Origin of the sequence: Paraburkholderia sp. USG1 (genome assembly GCF_031570135.1) — a bacterium.
Lineage (GTDB): Bacteria > Pseudomonadota > Gammaproteobacteria > Burkholderiales > Burkholderiaceae > Paraburkholderia > Paraburkholderia dioscoreae.
The window spans coordinates 201,844-215,252 of record NZ_JAMWXW010000012.1 but is presented as its reverse complement, the minus strand read 5'-3'; the positions used below and the strand labels follow the sequence as shown (position 1 = coordinate 215,252).

General features: G+C 61.4%; 25 protein-coding genes. 19 read left to right on the top strand and 6 right to left on the bottom strand.

Going from position 1 to position 13,409, the window contains the following annotated elements; all coding sequences use genetic code 11:
• The 4 genes from NE850_RS18140 to NE850_RS18125 all read right to left on the bottom strand — a co-directional run bounded on the left by NE850_RS18140 (position 1) and on the right by NE850_RS18125 (position 2,393).
• Positions 1-552 carry a DUF1064 domain-containing protein gene (locus NE850_RS18140; protein ID WP_310699053.1) on the bottom strand — a complete coding sequence of 184 codons (552 nt, stop codon included), beginning with the start codon at positions 550-552 and terminating at the stop codon, positions 1-3.
• Positions 553-670: 118 nt separating this feature from the next.
• A complete protein-coding gene (locus tag NE850_RS18135; protein ID WP_310699052.1) occupies positions 671-1,675 on the bottom strand; it encodes a helix-turn-helix domain-containing protein in 1,005 nt (334 codons plus the stop codon).
• Positions 1,672-1,950 (bottom strand): hypothetical protein, encoded by a 279-nt coding sequence (locus NE850_RS18130; protein ID WP_310699051.1) that lies wholly within the window; start codon positions 1,948-1,950, stop codon positions 1,672-1,674. The genes NE850_RS18135 and NE850_RS18130 overlap by 4 nt, the downstream gene beginning before the upstream one ends.
• 2 nt (positions 1,951-1,952) lie before the next feature.
• On the bottom strand, positions 1,953-2,393 hold the full coding sequence (locus NE850_RS18125; protein ID WP_310699050.1) for a phage regulatory CII family protein: 441 nt from the start codon (positions 2,391-2,393) through the stop codon (positions 1,953-1,955).
• Between the two features lie 45 nt (positions 2,394-2,438).
• Between NE850_RS18125 and NE850_RS18120 the strand changes: the two genes are divergently transcribed.
• From NE850_RS18120 to NE850_RS18060, 13 genes are all read left to right on the top strand, one after another.
• Positions 2,439-3,995 (top strand): S24 family peptidase, encoded by a 1,557-nt coding sequence (locus NE850_RS18120; RefSeq protein WP_310699049.1) that lies wholly within the window; start codon positions 2,439-2,441, stop codon positions 3,993-3,995.
• 39 nt (positions 3,996-4,034) lie between these two features.
• Positions 4,035-4,490: a zinc ribbon domain-containing protein gene (locus tag NE850_RS18115; protein WP_310699048.1), complete on the top strand. Its 456-nt coding sequence runs from the start codon at positions 4,035-4,037 to the stop codon at positions 4,488-4,490.
• A gap of 244 nt (positions 4,491-4,734) precedes the next feature.
• The gene (locus NE850_RS18110; protein ID WP_310699047.1) at positions 4,735-5,148 is read left to right on the top strand and encodes a hypothetical protein; all 414 of its coding nucleotides are present in this window, start codon (positions 4,735-4,737) and stop codon (positions 5,146-5,148) included.
• The gene (locus tag NE850_RS18105; protein ID WP_310699046.1) at positions 5,145-5,294 is read left to right on the top strand and encodes a hypothetical protein; all 150 of its coding nucleotides are present in this window, start codon (positions 5,145-5,147) and stop codon (positions 5,292-5,294) included. The genes NE850_RS18110 and NE850_RS18105 overlap by 4 nt, the downstream gene beginning before the upstream one ends.
• Positions 5,291-5,416 carry a hypothetical protein gene (locus tag NE850_RS18100; protein ID WP_310699045.1) on the top strand — a complete coding sequence of 42 codons (126 nt, stop codon included), beginning with the start codon at positions 5,291-5,293 and terminating at the stop codon, positions 5,414-5,416. The genes NE850_RS18105 and NE850_RS18100 overlap by 4 nt, the downstream gene beginning before the upstream one ends.
• Positions 5,417-5,434: 18 nt before the next feature.
• Positions 5,435-5,602 (top strand): hypothetical protein, encoded by a 168-nt coding sequence (locus NE850_RS18095; RefSeq protein WP_310699044.1) that lies wholly within the window; start codon positions 5,435-5,437, stop codon positions 5,600-5,602.
• A gap of 262 nt (positions 5,603-5,864) precedes the next feature.
• A complete protein-coding gene (locus tag NE850_RS18090; protein ID WP_253947514.1) occupies positions 5,865-6,026 on the top strand; it encodes a hypothetical protein in 162 nt (53 codons plus the stop codon).
• 10 nt (positions 6,027-6,036) lie between these two features.
• On the top strand, positions 6,037-6,270 hold the full coding sequence (locus NE850_RS18085) for a hypothetical protein (protein ID WP_310699043.1): 234 nt from the start codon (positions 6,037-6,039) through the stop codon (positions 6,268-6,270).
• Positions 6,271-6,292: 22 nt separating this feature from the next.
• Positions 6,293-6,826, top strand: coding sequence for a PRTRC system protein E (locus tag NE850_RS18080; protein WP_310699042.1), 534 nt, complete (start codon positions 6,293-6,295; stop codon positions 6,824-6,826).
• 10 nt (positions 6,827-6,836) lie between these two features.
• Positions 6,837-7,250: a PRTRC system protein C gene (locus NE850_RS18075; RefSeq protein ID WP_310699041.1), complete on the top strand. Its 414-nt coding sequence runs from the start codon at positions 6,837-6,839 to the stop codon at positions 7,248-7,250.
• On the top strand, positions 7,247-7,429 hold the full coding sequence (locus tag NE850_RS18070) for a hypothetical protein (protein WP_310699040.1): 183 nt from the start codon (positions 7,247-7,249) through the stop codon (positions 7,427-7,429). Before NE850_RS18075 ends, NE850_RS18070 begins: the two co-directional genes overlap by 4 nt.
• Positions 7,426-8,472 (top strand): PRTRC system protein F, encoded by a 1,047-nt coding sequence (locus tag NE850_RS18065; protein WP_310699039.1) that lies wholly within the window; start codon positions 7,426-7,428, stop codon positions 8,470-8,472. The genes NE850_RS18070 and NE850_RS18065 overlap by 4 nt, the downstream gene beginning before the upstream one ends.
• Entirely contained in the window at positions 8,469-9,182 is a 714-nt protein-coding gene (locus NE850_RS18060; RefSeq protein ID WP_310699038.1) for a PRTRC system protein B, read from the top strand. Before NE850_RS18065 ends, NE850_RS18060 begins: the two co-directional genes overlap by 4 nt.
• Before the next feature lie 13 nt (positions 9,183-9,195).
• Here the strand turns inward: NE850_RS18060 and NE850_RS18055 are convergent, their stop codons facing one another.
• A complete protein-coding gene (locus NE850_RS18055; RefSeq protein ID WP_310699085.1) occupies positions 9,196-9,426 on the bottom strand; it encodes a hypothetical protein in 231 nt (76 codons plus the stop codon).
• Here NE850_RS18055 and NE850_RS18050 point away from each other — a divergent pair.
• The 6 genes from NE850_RS18050 to NE850_RS18025 all read left to right on the top strand — a co-directional run bounded on the left by NE850_RS18050 (position 9,355) and on the right by NE850_RS18025 (position 12,796).
• Positions 9,355-9,978: a PRTRC system protein A gene (locus tag NE850_RS18050; RefSeq protein ID WP_310699084.1), complete on the top strand. Its 624-nt coding sequence runs from the start codon at positions 9,355-9,357 to the stop codon at positions 9,976-9,978. The genes NE850_RS18055 and NE850_RS18050 overlap by 72 nt on opposite strands.
• A complete protein-coding gene (locus NE850_RS18045) occupies positions 9,975-10,721 on the top strand; it encodes a PRTRC system ThiF family protein (protein ID WP_310699037.1) in 747 nt (248 codons plus the stop codon). The genes NE850_RS18050 and NE850_RS18045 overlap by 4 nt, the downstream gene beginning before the upstream one ends.
• On the top strand, positions 10,718-11,155 hold the full coding sequence (locus NE850_RS18040) for a hypothetical protein (RefSeq protein WP_310699036.1): 438 nt from the start codon (positions 10,718-10,720) through the stop codon (positions 11,153-11,155). Before NE850_RS18045 ends, NE850_RS18040 begins: the two co-directional genes overlap by 4 nt.
• 65 nt (positions 11,156-11,220) lie before the next feature.
• Positions 11,221-11,562: a hypothetical protein gene (locus NE850_RS18035; RefSeq protein WP_310699035.1), complete on the top strand. Its 342-nt coding sequence runs from the start codon at positions 11,221-11,223 to the stop codon at positions 11,560-11,562.
• Positions 11,563-11,564: 2 nt separating this feature from the next.
• Positions 11,565-11,924 carry a hypothetical protein gene (locus NE850_RS18030; protein ID WP_310699034.1) on the top strand — a complete coding sequence of 120 codons (360 nt, stop codon included), beginning with the start codon at positions 11,565-11,567 and terminating at the stop codon, positions 11,922-11,924.
• Positions 11,921-12,796, top strand: a complete 876-nt coding sequence (locus NE850_RS18025) for a dATP/dGTP pyrophosphohydrolase domain-containing protein (protein WP_310699033.1) — start codon at positions 11,921-11,923, stop codon at positions 12,794-12,796. The genes NE850_RS18030 and NE850_RS18025 overlap by 4 nt, the downstream gene beginning before the upstream one ends.
• Before the next feature lie 5 nt (positions 12,797-12,801).
• On the opposite strand, the gene NE850_RS18020 is transcribed toward NE850_RS18025, so the two are convergent.
• Complete coding sequence (locus NE850_RS18020; protein WP_310699032.1) at positions 12,802-13,308, bottom strand: hypothetical protein; 507 nt, start codon at positions 13,306-13,308, stop codon at positions 12,802-12,804.
• Between the last annotated feature and the right edge of the window lie 101 nt (positions 13,309-13,409).

Genomic DNA, 13,409 nt, shown 5'->3' with positions numbered 1-13,409 from the left:
CTAGATCTCCTTCACCGTAATGCCGTGCTTGTCGAGCATCTGTTTGCGCTTCTGGATGTAGGCGCGGTTCTTCCGCGTCGCCTCCGACTTGACGTCCTCGACCACCAGCTTCCCGTCACGGACGTACGTGAAGTCGGCGACGTACTTCGACGCGCGCTCCCACGTGCCGTCGTCGCGTTGCTTGCGCTCGGTCAGCACGAACGCGACTTGCAACCGCAGATCGCTGATCTCGCCGGCCGCCTGCTGCTGGATCAGATGGAACCAATGCGACCGCTCGCGTTGGCTGTCGAACTTGATGCCCTCGTGCTCGCACTTCGTGTTGCGATACTTCGCCGGCTTCTTCGCGCCGAGCGTGGCCGGGTGCTGGCGATGCGCCGGGAACGGATCCTCGACATCGTCGAGCGCGCTCGTCTGCGGCGGGTTGCCGGTCAACTCGTAGATGCGGCGTTGCGCCGTCGTCATGGCCGGCCGCGAGTCGTCGCGTACGCGTGCGGTGCCGACAGTCGTCGTACCGGTCGGGACCACCATCGGCCAAGGTGCGCGCTTCGTCATCGACGCCTCTGGATGAACGCAATCGCGATGATCTTTGTCACACAGATAACCGTCTCCGAGATAGCGAACGCGAGGATCGCCGTCAGCCACGGATGGGCGACCATAAATTCGAAACCGTTCAAGCTGCCTCCGCTTGCGCGACCTTCTCGCGCGGAATGTCGTTGAAGTAGGCGTACAGGGCCTCGTAGCGCTCGTTGCTCTCGCGCGCCACCGTCCGGAGCATTTCCTCCATCCACTCTCCCGGGCCGGCCGCCCTGAAAACCTTCGCCTTGAACTGGTCGAACAACTGGCCGTCTTTCCGGACAAAGCCGAACTGGACGCCTCGCGCGACGATGCCGCTCTCGGTTTTCCACCAGTCCACAGGCACCGACGCCGCATTCGCCGGCGCAGCGTCGTCCTTCGACTCCCAGATTCCGGTCCATCCGCGCAGAACCGATTCCTCAATCGCTGCAACGACATCGGCGCCGCGCTCGTGCAGCTTCGCCAGCTTCTTCAGCGAGACCTTGCAGGCGGGCCGCGTCCAGGGCACGTCCGCCTTCTTCTCTTTCGCCTCGCGGTGGTCGCACCACATGTCCCACGACTCGAACGGCAACCAGTCCGGCAAATCGACGTTCAGAAGTTCGGCATGCAACGCAATTCGCGGCGCACGCCGCGCGGGTTGATGGTTCTTTGACGGTTCTATGGTGGTTCCTGATGATTCGGGTGCAAAAGCTTTGCACCCTTTAGTGCTCTCGTTTGCACCCTTTCTGTCGTCAGTTGCACCCTTTGTGTCGCCGTTTGCACCCTTTCCATTGGGTGCATTTTCTGCACCCTTTGAGCCAGACGGAATGGGTGCAAGTTCTGCACCGTTTATCCAGTCAGGATTGATGCGGTACTCGCGCGCGCGGCCTCGTCCACCGCCGGCGTTTGCCACCAGCAGGAGGAAGCCGGTCTGCTGCATACGGCGGATTTGGTATTGCACTGCGCGGGGCGATTGGCGCGTCTTCTCAGCGATGTAGTTGATCGACGGATAGATATGCGTGCCGTCGTCGTCGGCATGATCGGCCAGCTTGAGCGCGACGAGCATCTCGCCGCCACCCTCCGGGTACCGATCAAATACTGCGGTCATCAGCTTGACGCTCAAGCGGCCACCTCGATTGGCAATCCGAGGATCTCGTTCATCACGCCGGTCGCCGCGCACTTCTGCTCGCCACGCACCTGCAGCGTCTCGTCGTCGAGCAGCTCGCGCACGCGGCCGCAGACACTCGACAGGCGAAGATTCGTGCGATCGGCGATCTCCTGGCGCGTGAGCGTCAGGTGTTTGCTGTAGAACAGGTCGGCGATCATCTGCTTCTGCGTGCAGCGCTTCGTGCCGGTGACCGAGTCATAGCCGGCCAGTTGCGTGTGTGTGGTCCGCATGGTCACTCCGCCATGCCGCGCAGGCGCGCGGAAATGTTGAACAGCACCTGTGCGTGGGCGTAAATACGCGACTCGACGCGCTCGACCTCTTTCGTCTCAACGCGGCCATCCTCAAGCGTCTTGCAGATTTCCTTGCCGACGTCGCCGTGCGTGGCCCAAGCGGCGCCCATCAACTCGACGATCGCCGCGTCGTTGCAGTCCTCCATGCGTGGCGTCTGGATCAGCGCGTAACCGAGTTCGTTCGCAATCGCCTCGGCGATACGGATGTCGCCGGTGATCTGCGACATCCGCACCGCCTCGGCGAGCGTCAGGTGATGGGTTGTGTTGTTCGGGTTGACCTTGTTGCGCAGCACGGCGCCGGACATTCCCAGGCGAGGCGCGAGCGACTCAGTGCCGCCCGGATAGTCGTGTGCTACTGCATATGCTGCGTCGGTGATGTTCACATCGACTCCACTTGAACGTTGTGCACTGCGGTGAGGACTACTAAAGTGCAGATCAACAACAAGAAAACGGGGAAGGATAAAAATGAAATCGCTATGGGGAAACTTTGCTGCTGCCGCGCCCGATGGGACGGCGGCAGTTACTTCTTTGCTTCTGCTGATTGCGCTGCAGCCACTTTCAACGCCTCGAACTGCTTCACCAGTTCAGTACGCGCCGCGTCGTATTCGCCTGGATGGCGCGCGCCGCGCACGGCGATTGCGCACAGCGCCTCGCGGATCTGCTTCTGTTCGGTTGCCGTTAGCGCCATGCTAGGCCGCCTTGTCGATCACGGCGTTAGTCAGGAAGATGTCGGGCCGAGCGAGTCGAACGCCGGCGGGAATGCCCCGCACCTTCCAGTTTTGGACGCGCTGAGTTCCGCCGTCCGGATCGAATCCGAGCAGCTTGGCGAGTTTGGCGGGACCGCCGAGGCTCTCAATCAGCCGGCGGTCGGCATCGACAGTGAAGGTGGCGGTGTTCATGAGTCGCTATTAAACACCACGTTTAGTTTTGCCGCAAGCGGTTTAAACGCGCCGTTGAACAACAAAACGTTTACTTCGGCGACCATTGCGCGCATGCACGCGACAATGGAACGGTTATACGAAGCAGCGCGCCTCCTCCACAAAATCGAGGGGCCGGCTCAGCTCGCCAAATTTTTGAATATCTCGGAGCAACTGGTAAATAACTGGCAGCGCCGGGGCATCTCAAAAGGCGGGATGCTGGACGCGCAGAAGAAGATCGGGTGCAGTGCGACGTGGCTGGAAACTGGTGAGCTGCCTATGACGGCATCGAGTGCGACCTCCGCCAACCACGCCAGCAGCGCTACCGATTCGTCGAAGAGCGACCGAAAGAAAGCAGTAATCAAAACGCAACCTGAATCCGACCGGGATACACTGCCTGCCGGGGAAACAACGTCGCACCGCCTGCGCCGCGCCTTGAGCGATAAGTCCGTGTCGCCGACAGAGCTTGCGTCCGTGACGGGCGTCGGCGTAGAAACGGCCGCATTGTGGCTTGGCGGTATTGGCCCCGATATTTCGATGGCTCAGGCCGTCGCAATACAGAATACCTATGGCGTGAATTCGGTTTGGCTGCTCAAGGGTAAGGGAGATCCGGGGGTGGCCGTACGGTACGCAGATGCGTTCGACCCGATCACGGATCTTAAATGGCGCGGGGCGCCGGTGGTGGGGTTTGCTCAATTGGGCGATAACGGACATTTTGTCGACATCGAATACCCCGTCGGTTACGGCGACGGGTTCGTTGCATCGCCGACCGAGGACAAGGATGCGTACGCGCTCCGCTGCGTTGGCGACTCGATGCGGCCGCGAATCAAAGATCGTGAGTTCGTGGTGGTTGAGCCGAACCACGTGATCGAGCCTGGCGATGAAGTCCTGGTCAAATCGAAAGACGGTCGAGTCATGGTGAAGGAATTTCTGTACGAGCGCGCGGGCCGAGTGCACCTCATCTCAGTGAACGAAACGCACGCCCCTATTGCGATTGACAAAGACAATATCGAAAAGATGCACTACGTGGGCTGGATCGCGAAGCCGTCCGCTTGGCGGCCAGGCTGATTCACGCGATTCAAGATTTAATAAAAACCGGGGGCGGCAATGTTGTTTGTTGTGGTATGGCTCGTCTGCATGATCATCACGGCGCTGGTCGCTAGCTCAAAAAATCGAAGCCCTGCTGCTTGGGCGCTCTTGGCAATCCCATTCGGATTGATCGCAACTGTCGTCGTTGCGTGTAGCTCCAAGCTTCCTGACTCCGCCGCTGCGCCCAGCGGCGCAACGAATTCCGGCTCAGTGAAAACATGCCCACGTTGCGCAGAAACCGTTAAGGCGGCGGCGCAAGTCTGCCGTTTCTGTCAGCACGAGTTCACGGATCTGCCGCCGCCCAAAGCGGTGTTGCCATGGAAGCTCGAAGAGGACTGGGGGAACGGATATGGCATATTCCTTTATAAGGGCCACTTGCTTAAATACAACAAATCGGGCGTGAAGTGGCAATCCAGCAAATTTGAAAGCCCGGAGCTTGCCATCGCTTCCATCGACTCATACGAGAAGAATTAGAGCAGCACGCACAACCACCGCAAGTCAAAGCCCGCCAAGAGCGGGCTTTTTTGCGCCCACGGGAAAGCCAGCAGCAGCAGCAAACGCAACAACTAAACATTTTGTTTGACCCAAACATAAACATAGTGTTTAATTCGTCTCATGCACTCACCGACCTACCGGGAGACCTTGAGATGGATAACCAACAGCAGCACACCGCCAAGTCGCGTACACGCGATGAGGTGGACTACTTCACGCGGGGCATGTGATGACCCAATACGGTTACGCACGCGCCGAAGACGCAGAGCGCTGGAGCGGCCACGAAGAGACGATCGAGGCTGCGATCTACGACGCGCTGACGCGAGACGATCTGGCAATGCCCTCTGCCGTTTTCATCTGCGAATGCGACGCACCGGAAATCAGCTACGAAAGCCTCGCGGATGAAGTAGTTGAGCGCGTCGGCGAGCAGCTGTACGAAGAAGTCGGCGAAGTGGCTGACGCCTTCGGTCCGTTCGAAAAATCGGAAATGTCCGAGCTTGCTGATCTGATCAAAGGATGGGTCGAAAAGCAAGGCGCTATCTCTTGCTGGAAAGCAAACAACATCAAGCGCTATGCACCCGGCGACGCTGAGTACGATGCAGCCCTCGCACGCTTCGAAGCCGATCAGGTGCCAGCATGAACCGCGCCGCTTGCGATAACGATCTGCTCGCAGCTTGCGATCGGGTTCACGCCAGAACCGCCCTGATCGCCGTTCTGACATTCGTCGGCATCGGCTGCGGCTGGTTCCTGTGCGTGGCGATTCCGGCCGGAGCGCTGTGGAAATGATCAAGTACGCGAAAGCATGGGCAACCGCCCTTCTCGTTCTCGTCGTCTACTGCGCCGTCACCACGGCGATTGAAGCCCGCGAGGCCCGCATCGAACGCTGCAGCGTGGTTCGCTGCACCTGATCCCGTAAAGGCTCACCGATGAACACGTTTCCCGTGATTTTAGTACTCCTCTTCATGGCAATGGCCGTGGGCATGTTCGCGGGCTTCATTCTCGGGAGTCTTTGTGCGACTGCGACTCACGCCGATGCCGCCGATCCGTTTCTCGAACACGAATGCGATGCGCACTATCCGCGCATCGGCGATTGATCCAGCGCAAACCGGAGCCCTGACATGGTCTGCTCTATCACCACGGCTGCCCTGCTCATCCTCGCCATCCTTCTGGCGGCCGCCGCAGGCGCAGGGCTCGGATTGCTTCACCTGCGTAATCGCAAGGACTGATATGTCACGTTGCCATGTCCGTTGCCGTCATTGCGCGACACGCCGATGCCTTAGGCGTAACCCGAGGCATTACGCACGCCTTCCCGCGTGCACGGTGTGCGGCAAGCGCAACTATCGGGTCGATCGTTGGATGAACAGGCGCGACACCGGAAAAACGCGGTGCGACTGTGCCGGCTACTGGTTTCCGCACCGCCGTGGTTCGCTGTTCTGTTGGAACCGCGCCGACGGAACCGGCCGTTATCCCGGCGACGCCGATTTCGCCGATCGCAACTACGACGGCCTCGCGGCCTGAGCGAGCAGCGATGCCCACCATAGCCCAACTTGCCGGCATGTTGCCCCGCGACCCGAAGTTTCGCGAGTGGCTTTCGTCGGCAACGCAGGTCGAGCAGCTGACCGTCGACGAAGCCGCGGAGGTTATCCGACACGTATGCCAGATCGACAGCCGCCGCCGACTTGCCACCGACAAGGCCGCGGCCGATCGCTTTCACAACCTCTTGCGCCGCCCGTTCGCCGAGTGGCGCGCAAAGCAGCACTAACCCACCATTGATGGAGAAGCAGATGTCCCTCTTTGCATCGCTGCACCCACTCGCGCAACGCACCACCCTCACGCTGCTCATCACCGCCGAAGGCGACCAGCTGCGCGTGAACGTGACGCCGCGCGCGAACGGCGACACGAAGGGCGAGAAAACGCTCTACCCGCTGTCTATCCTCGCGACGCCCGAAGAACTCGACCGCGATTTCGCCGAAGCGGTTTCGATCTATGAGCCTAGCACGCTGTCGGTACTCGACCAGGCGCGCGCCGCGAGCGCCGCTAACGGCACCGTCGATGGAGGGACCAAAGCGCTACCTGCGCCCACGCAGAAAGGCACACGCGGCCGCAAGCGCACCGCAGAACAGCCGGCACCGGCCGAGAGCGATAACGAGGCCGACCCCGCTGGCGACACGCCGCCGACGGATCCGCGTCAAACGCAGATTCCCGGCATCGATCCGGGCGCCGAACCCGCCACTGCCGAAACGCCTGCTGTAGCTGCTGAGCAGGATTCCAGCAACGCACAGCCCGCCGTCGAGGAAGACGGCGTCGACCTGCTTTAAGGGGCGCGCGATGAAAACCGAAACGCTCGCTCGCGAATTCCGCTACAACGGCGCGAAGCTCACAGATCCGTCGCCGACGTTTTCGCTTCAACAGGTCCGCGACTTCTACGGTAATACCTATCCGGAGATCGTCAACGCCGAGATCGAGGGGCCCGAAGTCGTCGGAAACAAGAACGTTTTCACGTTCCGTCGCGCCGTCGGCACCAAAGGCGCAGAAGACGAGCTCATCAGCGTTCGCAAGAAAATCGGGCGCGTCCTCCAGAACTGCCGCCGGATGCCACCGTCCATCACCACGTATCTCGTCGAGGTCGAGCGCTTCGCGGGCGCGCACGTTTGCCCGCTGCTCGATGAAGAAGTCGCGTTCATCGATGCGCTGTACGCGCGCTACGTCACCGCCGCCTGCGCACTGGAGGCTACATCGTGACGCTCGACGATCTCCGCGCGGAGCTGGAACGCGGGCCGCTCGTTTCGTCCGGACAGCATCGGATTGAAGCGCAAGCCGCCAATGGGCAGCTCGCTCGCCGCCTGTACGTCCTCGCGTCGCGGCCTGTCGCTGGCGTGCGCCTGCAACTGCCCGTTTCCAGCATGCCGGTGCTGCCATGAGTTTCGCGCCGATTGCCCTGCCCGCGCTCGTCGATATTCCGGCTGCGTACACGATCAGCTCAGGCGAGTCGTTCACGTACCCGCTCGTGCGATCACTACTCGACTCCGGTGTGATCGGGCCCGAAGATGTCACGCGGCGCCCGCGCTCGGAACTCGCGCTCGCGACGGCCGCGCTCACCCGCCACTGGAATCGCATTACCAGTGGCATGCGCATGTTCGACTGGAATCTGAGGCTCGAACAGTCACTCGATGGCTATTCGTACGACTCGCTCAAGCGGACAGATCAGGTGTGGGCAATGGTGCAGACCACGCACGGCCCGGTCTCATGCAGCCATGTCTCCATCGGCGGTGCGATCACCGCGCTGGAACAGGTGCGTGAGGGATTGGGCCAGACCGTACTTGCAGCGCTCTATGACGCCTGCAACATGCTCCCGACGATCTGCACGCCCGCTTACGCCCTCGGTCTCGCCGAATACACCTACTGGTACGGCGAGTCGGACGAGTCTGTCGCTATCGAGGAAGCGATGAGCCTGCACGACTGCCAGTCGCGCGAGGAACTGATTGAGACGTTCGATTTCTTCACGCGAGACAAATTCTTCCGCGACATGCCGGAGTGGGCCGCCGAACCGAAACGGGTGCTGTCGCGCGCTCAGGTCAGGCGTGCCGCTGCTCGCGATGAGTTCGCCACCGAAGTGGTCGCGGCAATGGACACCATTTGGAACATCGTGCGGTTTTACGGCCCGTTCGCTGATGTCGGCACTGGCGGTGCCGGGCTGGATGCCATCGACATCGCTCTCGTTGTGCGGTGGACGGAAGATGATGCTGTCGGTCGGGTGATCGACGATTTCCTGCAATACATAGCCGATGGAGAATTCCTCGGCGCGGCATCCGCAACGCAGCTTGCCATCGTCGGCGGCGATATTGCGACGTGGCTCAGGCAGATGGAGTCGACCGCGCTGCTGGCAAAAGCTGTCGAGCGCCTTCTCACAATGCTCGGCCGCGAGGAATACCAGGCAAAAACACTCGTGCGGGTGTTCGCATGAAATCCGTCACGATCGCCCAGGACAACGACGTGGAACTGCAGCTCGACAGCGCCCTGCTGTTCTATCGCTCGGAAGGCAGGCAACACGTCTACGCGACGCAGCACGCGGCACGCGTCGTCGACGGCCGTCCGACGCTGCTACCCGGCGTGCCGATCACGCTCGACCAGTTGGCTGAGATCGCCGAGATCGGCGCGCGCAAAACCAGCTATCGCGGTTTCGTGCATGAGCGCGTCGTCTATTTCGCTCCGAACATGCTCGCATGGTGGATTCCAGCCTGCACCCGCCGGGTGTGGTTCAAGTCGGCCGACAAGATCGGTGAGCGCGCCGGCGACGCTAAACATCCGCCGCTGGTGTTCATTGTCAACCGCGACAGCTGGTCGATTTTCGCGTTGCGCGATAACGAGCGGCCGGGCCCGGCGACGAAGCTGTACACCGCGCCTTATTACAACGTCTGGGAAAACGGCGAGATCTGCGTCGGCAACGTCACGACTCCCGACGCCGTCAATACGGCCAGCATCAAGCCTTTCGAGGATGCATTTTTTCGCAGTCGATTCACCCACCCAAATAACGAACGACTTATCCACAGGCGCGGCGGCGCTGAACGTCTGTGGCTCGACCTGCTCGACGGCGCCGAATTCCCCTTGGACCGCCTGATCGACACGAAGCGAACGCTCGCGGACGTGATCGGCAACATCACCACTCTGGACTGACGACATGGAAAAACTACTCGCCCTTTTTCAAGACGCTACGCAGGCGGGCCTGCGCGACATCGCAACCGCACTTGACCAGTTTTCGAAAGGCGTCGCCGACGAGATTGCCCGCGCAAAGCCGCGTGCGATCGCGGCGGCCGAAGATGATGAAGCGCTCCCGCTCGACGTAGCGCTGTTCGATAGCGCGCCGACGGTTGCGGTACCGAAGCATGCACAGTTCGCCCCGCTGCTCGAAGTCGGCCATCGTTTCCTGATGACCGCCGAGGGCGTATTCGTCGAGGTGCGACGCCCGTGGCTCCATGTGATCCAGCAGCTGGCCAAGCACAACGACGTGGGCCCGAAGCCTCCGTACGGCCTGGTCATGCCGAAGATCGAGCTCGCGTTCGGCCGCCTCGGCGTCGCGCTGCCGTTCGTGCAGGCGTTCGCGGAAGAAGCGCAAAGCGCCCTGCCGAACGAGCACGCCGCTTGGATCGTGTGGGACCAAGACAAAAAGGAACTGGCCTACAAAGCACTGCACCTGTCGTCCGCCACGCCCGGCGCGATCACGTTCGAACGGCCGGAACTGCAGCCGCACGAATCGCTCGCGATCGACCTGCACAGTCACGGCGCAACGCCGGCGTTCTTCAGTGCGCAAGACGACGCCGACGACGCCGGCGAAGTGAAGATCTCCGCGGTGCTCGGCGGCCTCGGTGATGGTGGAACGCCGAGCGTAGCGTTCCGTCTCTGCGTGCTCGGGATGATTATTCCGCTGAAGGTGCCGGCGTCGGCCGTGTTCAAGGTTCCGGAGCCGGCATGACCCACATCACGCCCGCACATTTTCTCGATCGGCGCGTGAATATCGCGCTGATCGGCTGCGGCGGCAACGGCTCGCAGATGCTGACAGGCCTCGCGCGACTCAACCACGCGCTGACCGCGCTCGGCCATCCGGGCTTGCACGTCACCGCATTCGACGGCGATACCGTCAGCGAGGCGAACATCGGCCGCCAGATGTTCAGCCCGGCCGACGTCGGCATGCACAAAAGCGTCGTGCTGGTTCACCGGCTCAACGCGTTCTTCGGTCTGGACTGGCACGCCCGACCGATTCACGCGGGCCCGAGCGAGCTAGTGAATGTGGGGGCGGGAATTGCCGTCGTGTGCGTCGATAGCGCAGCTGCTCGAGCAAAGCTCGCGCCGATCCTCGCGAAGACCGCTGCGTACGTGATGGATCTCGGCAACCGCGCGAGCGACGGACAAGTGATTTTCGGGCACAGCTTTGCGCACGGCAAGAAACCTTGCGGGACGGCGCTGCGCTGGCCGTACGACGTGCTGCCGGAGCTGATCAACACGACGGTGCCGGAAGACGACACGCCAAGCTGCGGCCTCGCCGAAGCGCTCGAGCGCCAGGAGCTGTTCATCAATCAGGCGATCGTGACGCCAGCGCTCGGGATCTTGTGGGAATTCTTCCGGCACGGCCGCATCAGCTGGTGCGGCGCGTTCGTCAACCTCAAAACCGGGCACGCCCGGCCGTTGCCTGTGGATAACTCGGCGGTGGCGTCATGAGCTTCGATTACATCCGCAAGTATTGCGACGTTCCCGCCGAGCGTGGCCGCCAAGTGACCTGCTACGGCGAGCGTGGCGTCATCGTCGGTGCCGACGGCCACTATCTCTGCGTGGTGATCGACGGCGACAGGAGCGAGGAAGAGCGGCGCTATCACCCGACCGACAAGGTGGTCTACGGCGACATCGTCGACTCGCCGATGTTACGCGAATGGATGTGTCTGCCACCCTGGCGGGATGAATGGGAATCGGACGCCTGGTTCACCGTGACCGCCAGCACGCGCAGCAAAGCCCGGTACAAAGCCTTTCTGGATCTGAGCGACGTCTACGACCTTGAGGGCAAAGACATCATCCGCATTCGGGTAAAGGCCGTGCCGAAGATGCGCGATCTGCCACGCACCAAATCGCCGCCAGAAGACGACGACTTGCCGTTCTGACCGGGAATATCCGCAAAACGGATAAACGCCGTTTATCCGCAATACAGATAAAGCGAGATCACACCATGACCACATCTAACGTCTTGCGTTTTTTCTGGATCGGCGAAGAGTCTGAAATCTTCGCTGCCGCATCCATCCGCCAGCTTGCGTGCGACAACGGCCGCGCAGGCAATGGAATCGATCGCTGGGAAGATCACCCCGACCGTGGCGTGCTGTTGTTCGACGAGGAAGGCGAGACGATTGAATGGGGCGAACTTGACGCGATCGCCACGCGCATGACGCTGCGCAATCGCGGCGACGACGATCGCCCATTGGAAACCCTGCGCGGCAACCTGTACGACCTCTACGCGTGGACGGACGGCGGCCGCTTCAATCTGCCCGTGATGTTCTGCACGCAGTACAACTAGCGATGCCGCTCGATCTCATTGGCGGCCAGCACGCCGGCCCGCTGTTTGTGCCAGTGAAGCGCCGCTCTCCGATCTTGCGCACCAGCCGCCAGCACGGCATGCGTCGACGGGCGCGCGAGCGCCGCGCCACGCCGCCGTGGGCCGACAAGGGGAAGATCCGCGCGATCTACGCGGAAGCCGAACGCCTGACACGCGAGACGGGTGAGCAGTATGTCGTCGACCACATCGTGCCGCTGGCCGGCAAGTTGGTTTGCGGCCTTCACGTCGACTACAACCTGCAGATCATTCACTGGCTGCCGAACGCCCGCAAAAGCTGGATGACGTGGCCCGGCATGCCTTTCGAACAATTGGAGCTTCTATGAGTGAACCTACATTGCCCGAGGACCTCAATGCCGGCATGATCGCCGCACTGGCCAAGCTGATCGGCTCAATTACGGGTCTCGTGGCGCCCCCTGCTAATGCCTTTCCGCCGGAGTGGCACGCCGCGCTGAGCGATTTCTACCGCACCGCCAGCGAAATCGCGGCCGAGAACCTCGCATCCAAGGCAGCACCAACCGCGGTTGCGTTCGACATGCTCGCGCATCTTCAGCGTCAGCGTGTGTTCTCGGAACGTACGTTCGGGCCGGGCAAGCGCACAAAGATGGTGGCCGACCATATCCGAAAGGAACTGGACGAGGTCGAGGAAAACCCGTCCGACCTCGCTGAGTGGGTCGACGTGATATTGCTCGCGTTGGATGGCGCGTGGCGCAGTGGTGCGTCGCCGGCGCAGATCGTGGCCGGGATCGAGGCGAAACAAACGAAGAACGAAGGTCGAACGTGGCCAGACTGGCAGACAGCCGACCCCAACAAGGCCATCGAGCACAATCGAGCGCTCGACGAAACTCCAATATCCATTCCGCAAACGGCTACCGACGCAGCGCGCGATGTTCTCGCTGAGCGCCAGCGTCAGGTGTCCGTCGAAGGGTGGACAGTGGACCACGACGACGAGCTCGACGGTGGCGAGATAGCGGCGGCGGCCGCTGCTTACGCGCTGTGCGCAGCTGACAACCTGCACCCTCAGTCTAACGGCGACGGCGATTATGCAGACGGCACGCCCCCTGACATGTGGCCTTGGCACGAAGATTGGTGGAAGCCAGCCACTCCGCGCCGCGATCTTGTCAAAGCCGGCGCACTAATCCTCGCAGAGATCGAGCGACTGGATCGAGCATCGATCGCGGGGTGCCGATTCGAATGAAACTCCTACGTGCGAAGCCTTCGCGCTTGGTCCGAGATGACAGCCCTGTGTATCGCAAATTCCGCCGCCCACTCCCGAAAATCGTTGATTCGTTCCCCGTTTACCTCGATAGCACCTACCGGGCGAGTGAGGCGTCCCACGCAGTCGCGCAAAACCCTCTTCGCGGAAAGGAAAGCCGTCATCGATTCGTACGGCTGAACCTCGTGCAAAGGAAGCTGATCGAGTGCTGTGAGTGCCTGCAAGAATCTCGCTTTGCTGGAACCGAAATGCCTAGGTTGAGGATTCTGAGCCGAGTCCCACTGAAGAATCAGCTCATGAAGCGCGATTTCGACGTCTTGAAATATCGCAAGTATCCCGTCGAGAAGTGCCAGTCGGCCGGAATTCATTTGGTGGCGCATAGCTCGACTCTGCCGCCAAAAAATAAAGACTGTGACGGCGATGCCCGCAATCGCGCCGATCGCTTGTACCCAAGCGGCACACACCTGCTGCGTCGCAGCTGTGGAAGGATCCATGCGTGAACTCCTAATTGTTTTTGTGCTTGAAGGAGTTAGAGAAATCCTAGCGGAACGGTAAAGCGTCCTGTTTCCAAGGCGCTTTACCGTGCGGGATTCGA

What these genes read in the sequence shown, in the direction of transcription:
- NE850_RS18100 (WP_310699045.1), top strand. Translation starts at nt 5,291, where the DNA reads ATGATCAAGTACGCGAAAGCATGGGCAACCGCCCTTCTCGTTCTCGTC.
- NE850_RS18055 (WP_310699085.1), bottom strand. Translation starts at nt 9,426, where the DNA reads ATGGCCGACTTCGAGCAGCGGGGCGAACTGTGCATGCTTCGGTACCGC.
- NE850_RS18035 (WP_310699035.1), top strand. Translation starts at nt 11,221, where the DNA reads ATGACCACATCTAACGTCTTGCGTTTTTTCTGGATCGGCGAAGAGTCT.
- NE850_RS18085 (WP_310699043.1), top strand. Translation starts at nt 6,037, where the DNA reads ATGCCCACCATAGCCCAACTTGCCGGCATGTTGCCCCGCGACCCGAAG.
- NE850_RS18090 (WP_253947514.1), top strand. Translation starts at nt 5,865, where the DNA reads ATGAACAGGCGCGACACCGGAAAAACGCGGTGCGACTGTGCCGGCTAC.
- NE850_RS18080 (WP_310699042.1), top strand. Translation starts at nt 6,293, where the DNA reads ATGTCCCTCTTTGCATCGCTGCACCCACTCGCGCAACGCACCACCCTC.
- NE850_RS18105 (WP_310699046.1), top strand. Translation starts at nt 5,145, where the DNA reads ATGAACCGCGCCGCTTGCGATAACGATCTGCTCGCAGCTTGCGATCGG.
- NE850_RS18030 (WP_310699034.1), top strand. Translation starts at nt 11,565, where the DNA reads ATGCCGCTCGATCTCATTGGCGGCCAGCACGCCGGCCCGCTGTTTGTG.
- NE850_RS18130 (WP_310699051.1), bottom strand. Translation starts at nt 1,950, where the DNA reads ATGCGGACCACACACACGCAACTGGCCGGCTATGACTCGGTCACCGGC.
- NE850_RS18040 (WP_310699036.1), top strand. Translation starts at nt 10,718, where the DNA reads ATGAGCTTCGATTACATCCGCAAGTATTGCGACGTTCCCGCCGAGCGT.
- NE850_RS18045 (WP_310699037.1), top strand. Translation starts at nt 9,975, where the DNA reads ATGACCCACATCACGCCCGCACATTTTCTCGATCGGCGCGTGAATATC.
- NE850_RS18025 (WP_310699033.1), top strand. Translation starts at nt 11,921, where the DNA reads ATGAGTGAACCTACATTGCCCGAGGACCTCAATGCCGGCATGATCGCC.
- NE850_RS18075 (WP_310699041.1), top strand. Translation starts at nt 6,837, where the DNA reads ATGAAAACCGAAACGCTCGCTCGCGAATTCCGCTACAACGGCGCGAAG.
- NE850_RS18060 (WP_310699038.1), top strand. Translation starts at nt 8,469, where the DNA reads ATGAAATCCGTCACGATCGCCCAGGACAACGACGTGGAACTGCAGCTC.
- NE850_RS18140 (WP_310699053.1), bottom strand. Translation starts at nt 552, where the DNA reads ATGACGAAGCGCGCACCTTGGCCGATGGTGGTCCCGACCGGTACGACG.
- NE850_RS18020 (WP_310699032.1), bottom strand. Translation starts at nt 13,308, where the DNA reads ATGGATCCTTCCACAGCTGCGACGCAGCAGGTGTGTGCCGCTTGGGTA.
- NE850_RS18115 (WP_310699048.1), top strand. Translation starts at nt 4,035, where the DNA reads ATGTTGTTTGTTGTGGTATGGCTCGTCTGCATGATCATCACGGCGCTG.
- NE850_RS18065 (WP_310699039.1), top strand. Translation starts at nt 7,426, where the DNA reads ATGAGTTTCGCGCCGATTGCCCTGCCCGCGCTCGTCGATATTCCGGCT.
- NE850_RS18095 (WP_310699044.1), top strand. Translation starts at nt 5,435, where the DNA reads ATGAACACGTTTCCCGTGATTTTAGTACTCCTCTTCATGGCAATGGCC.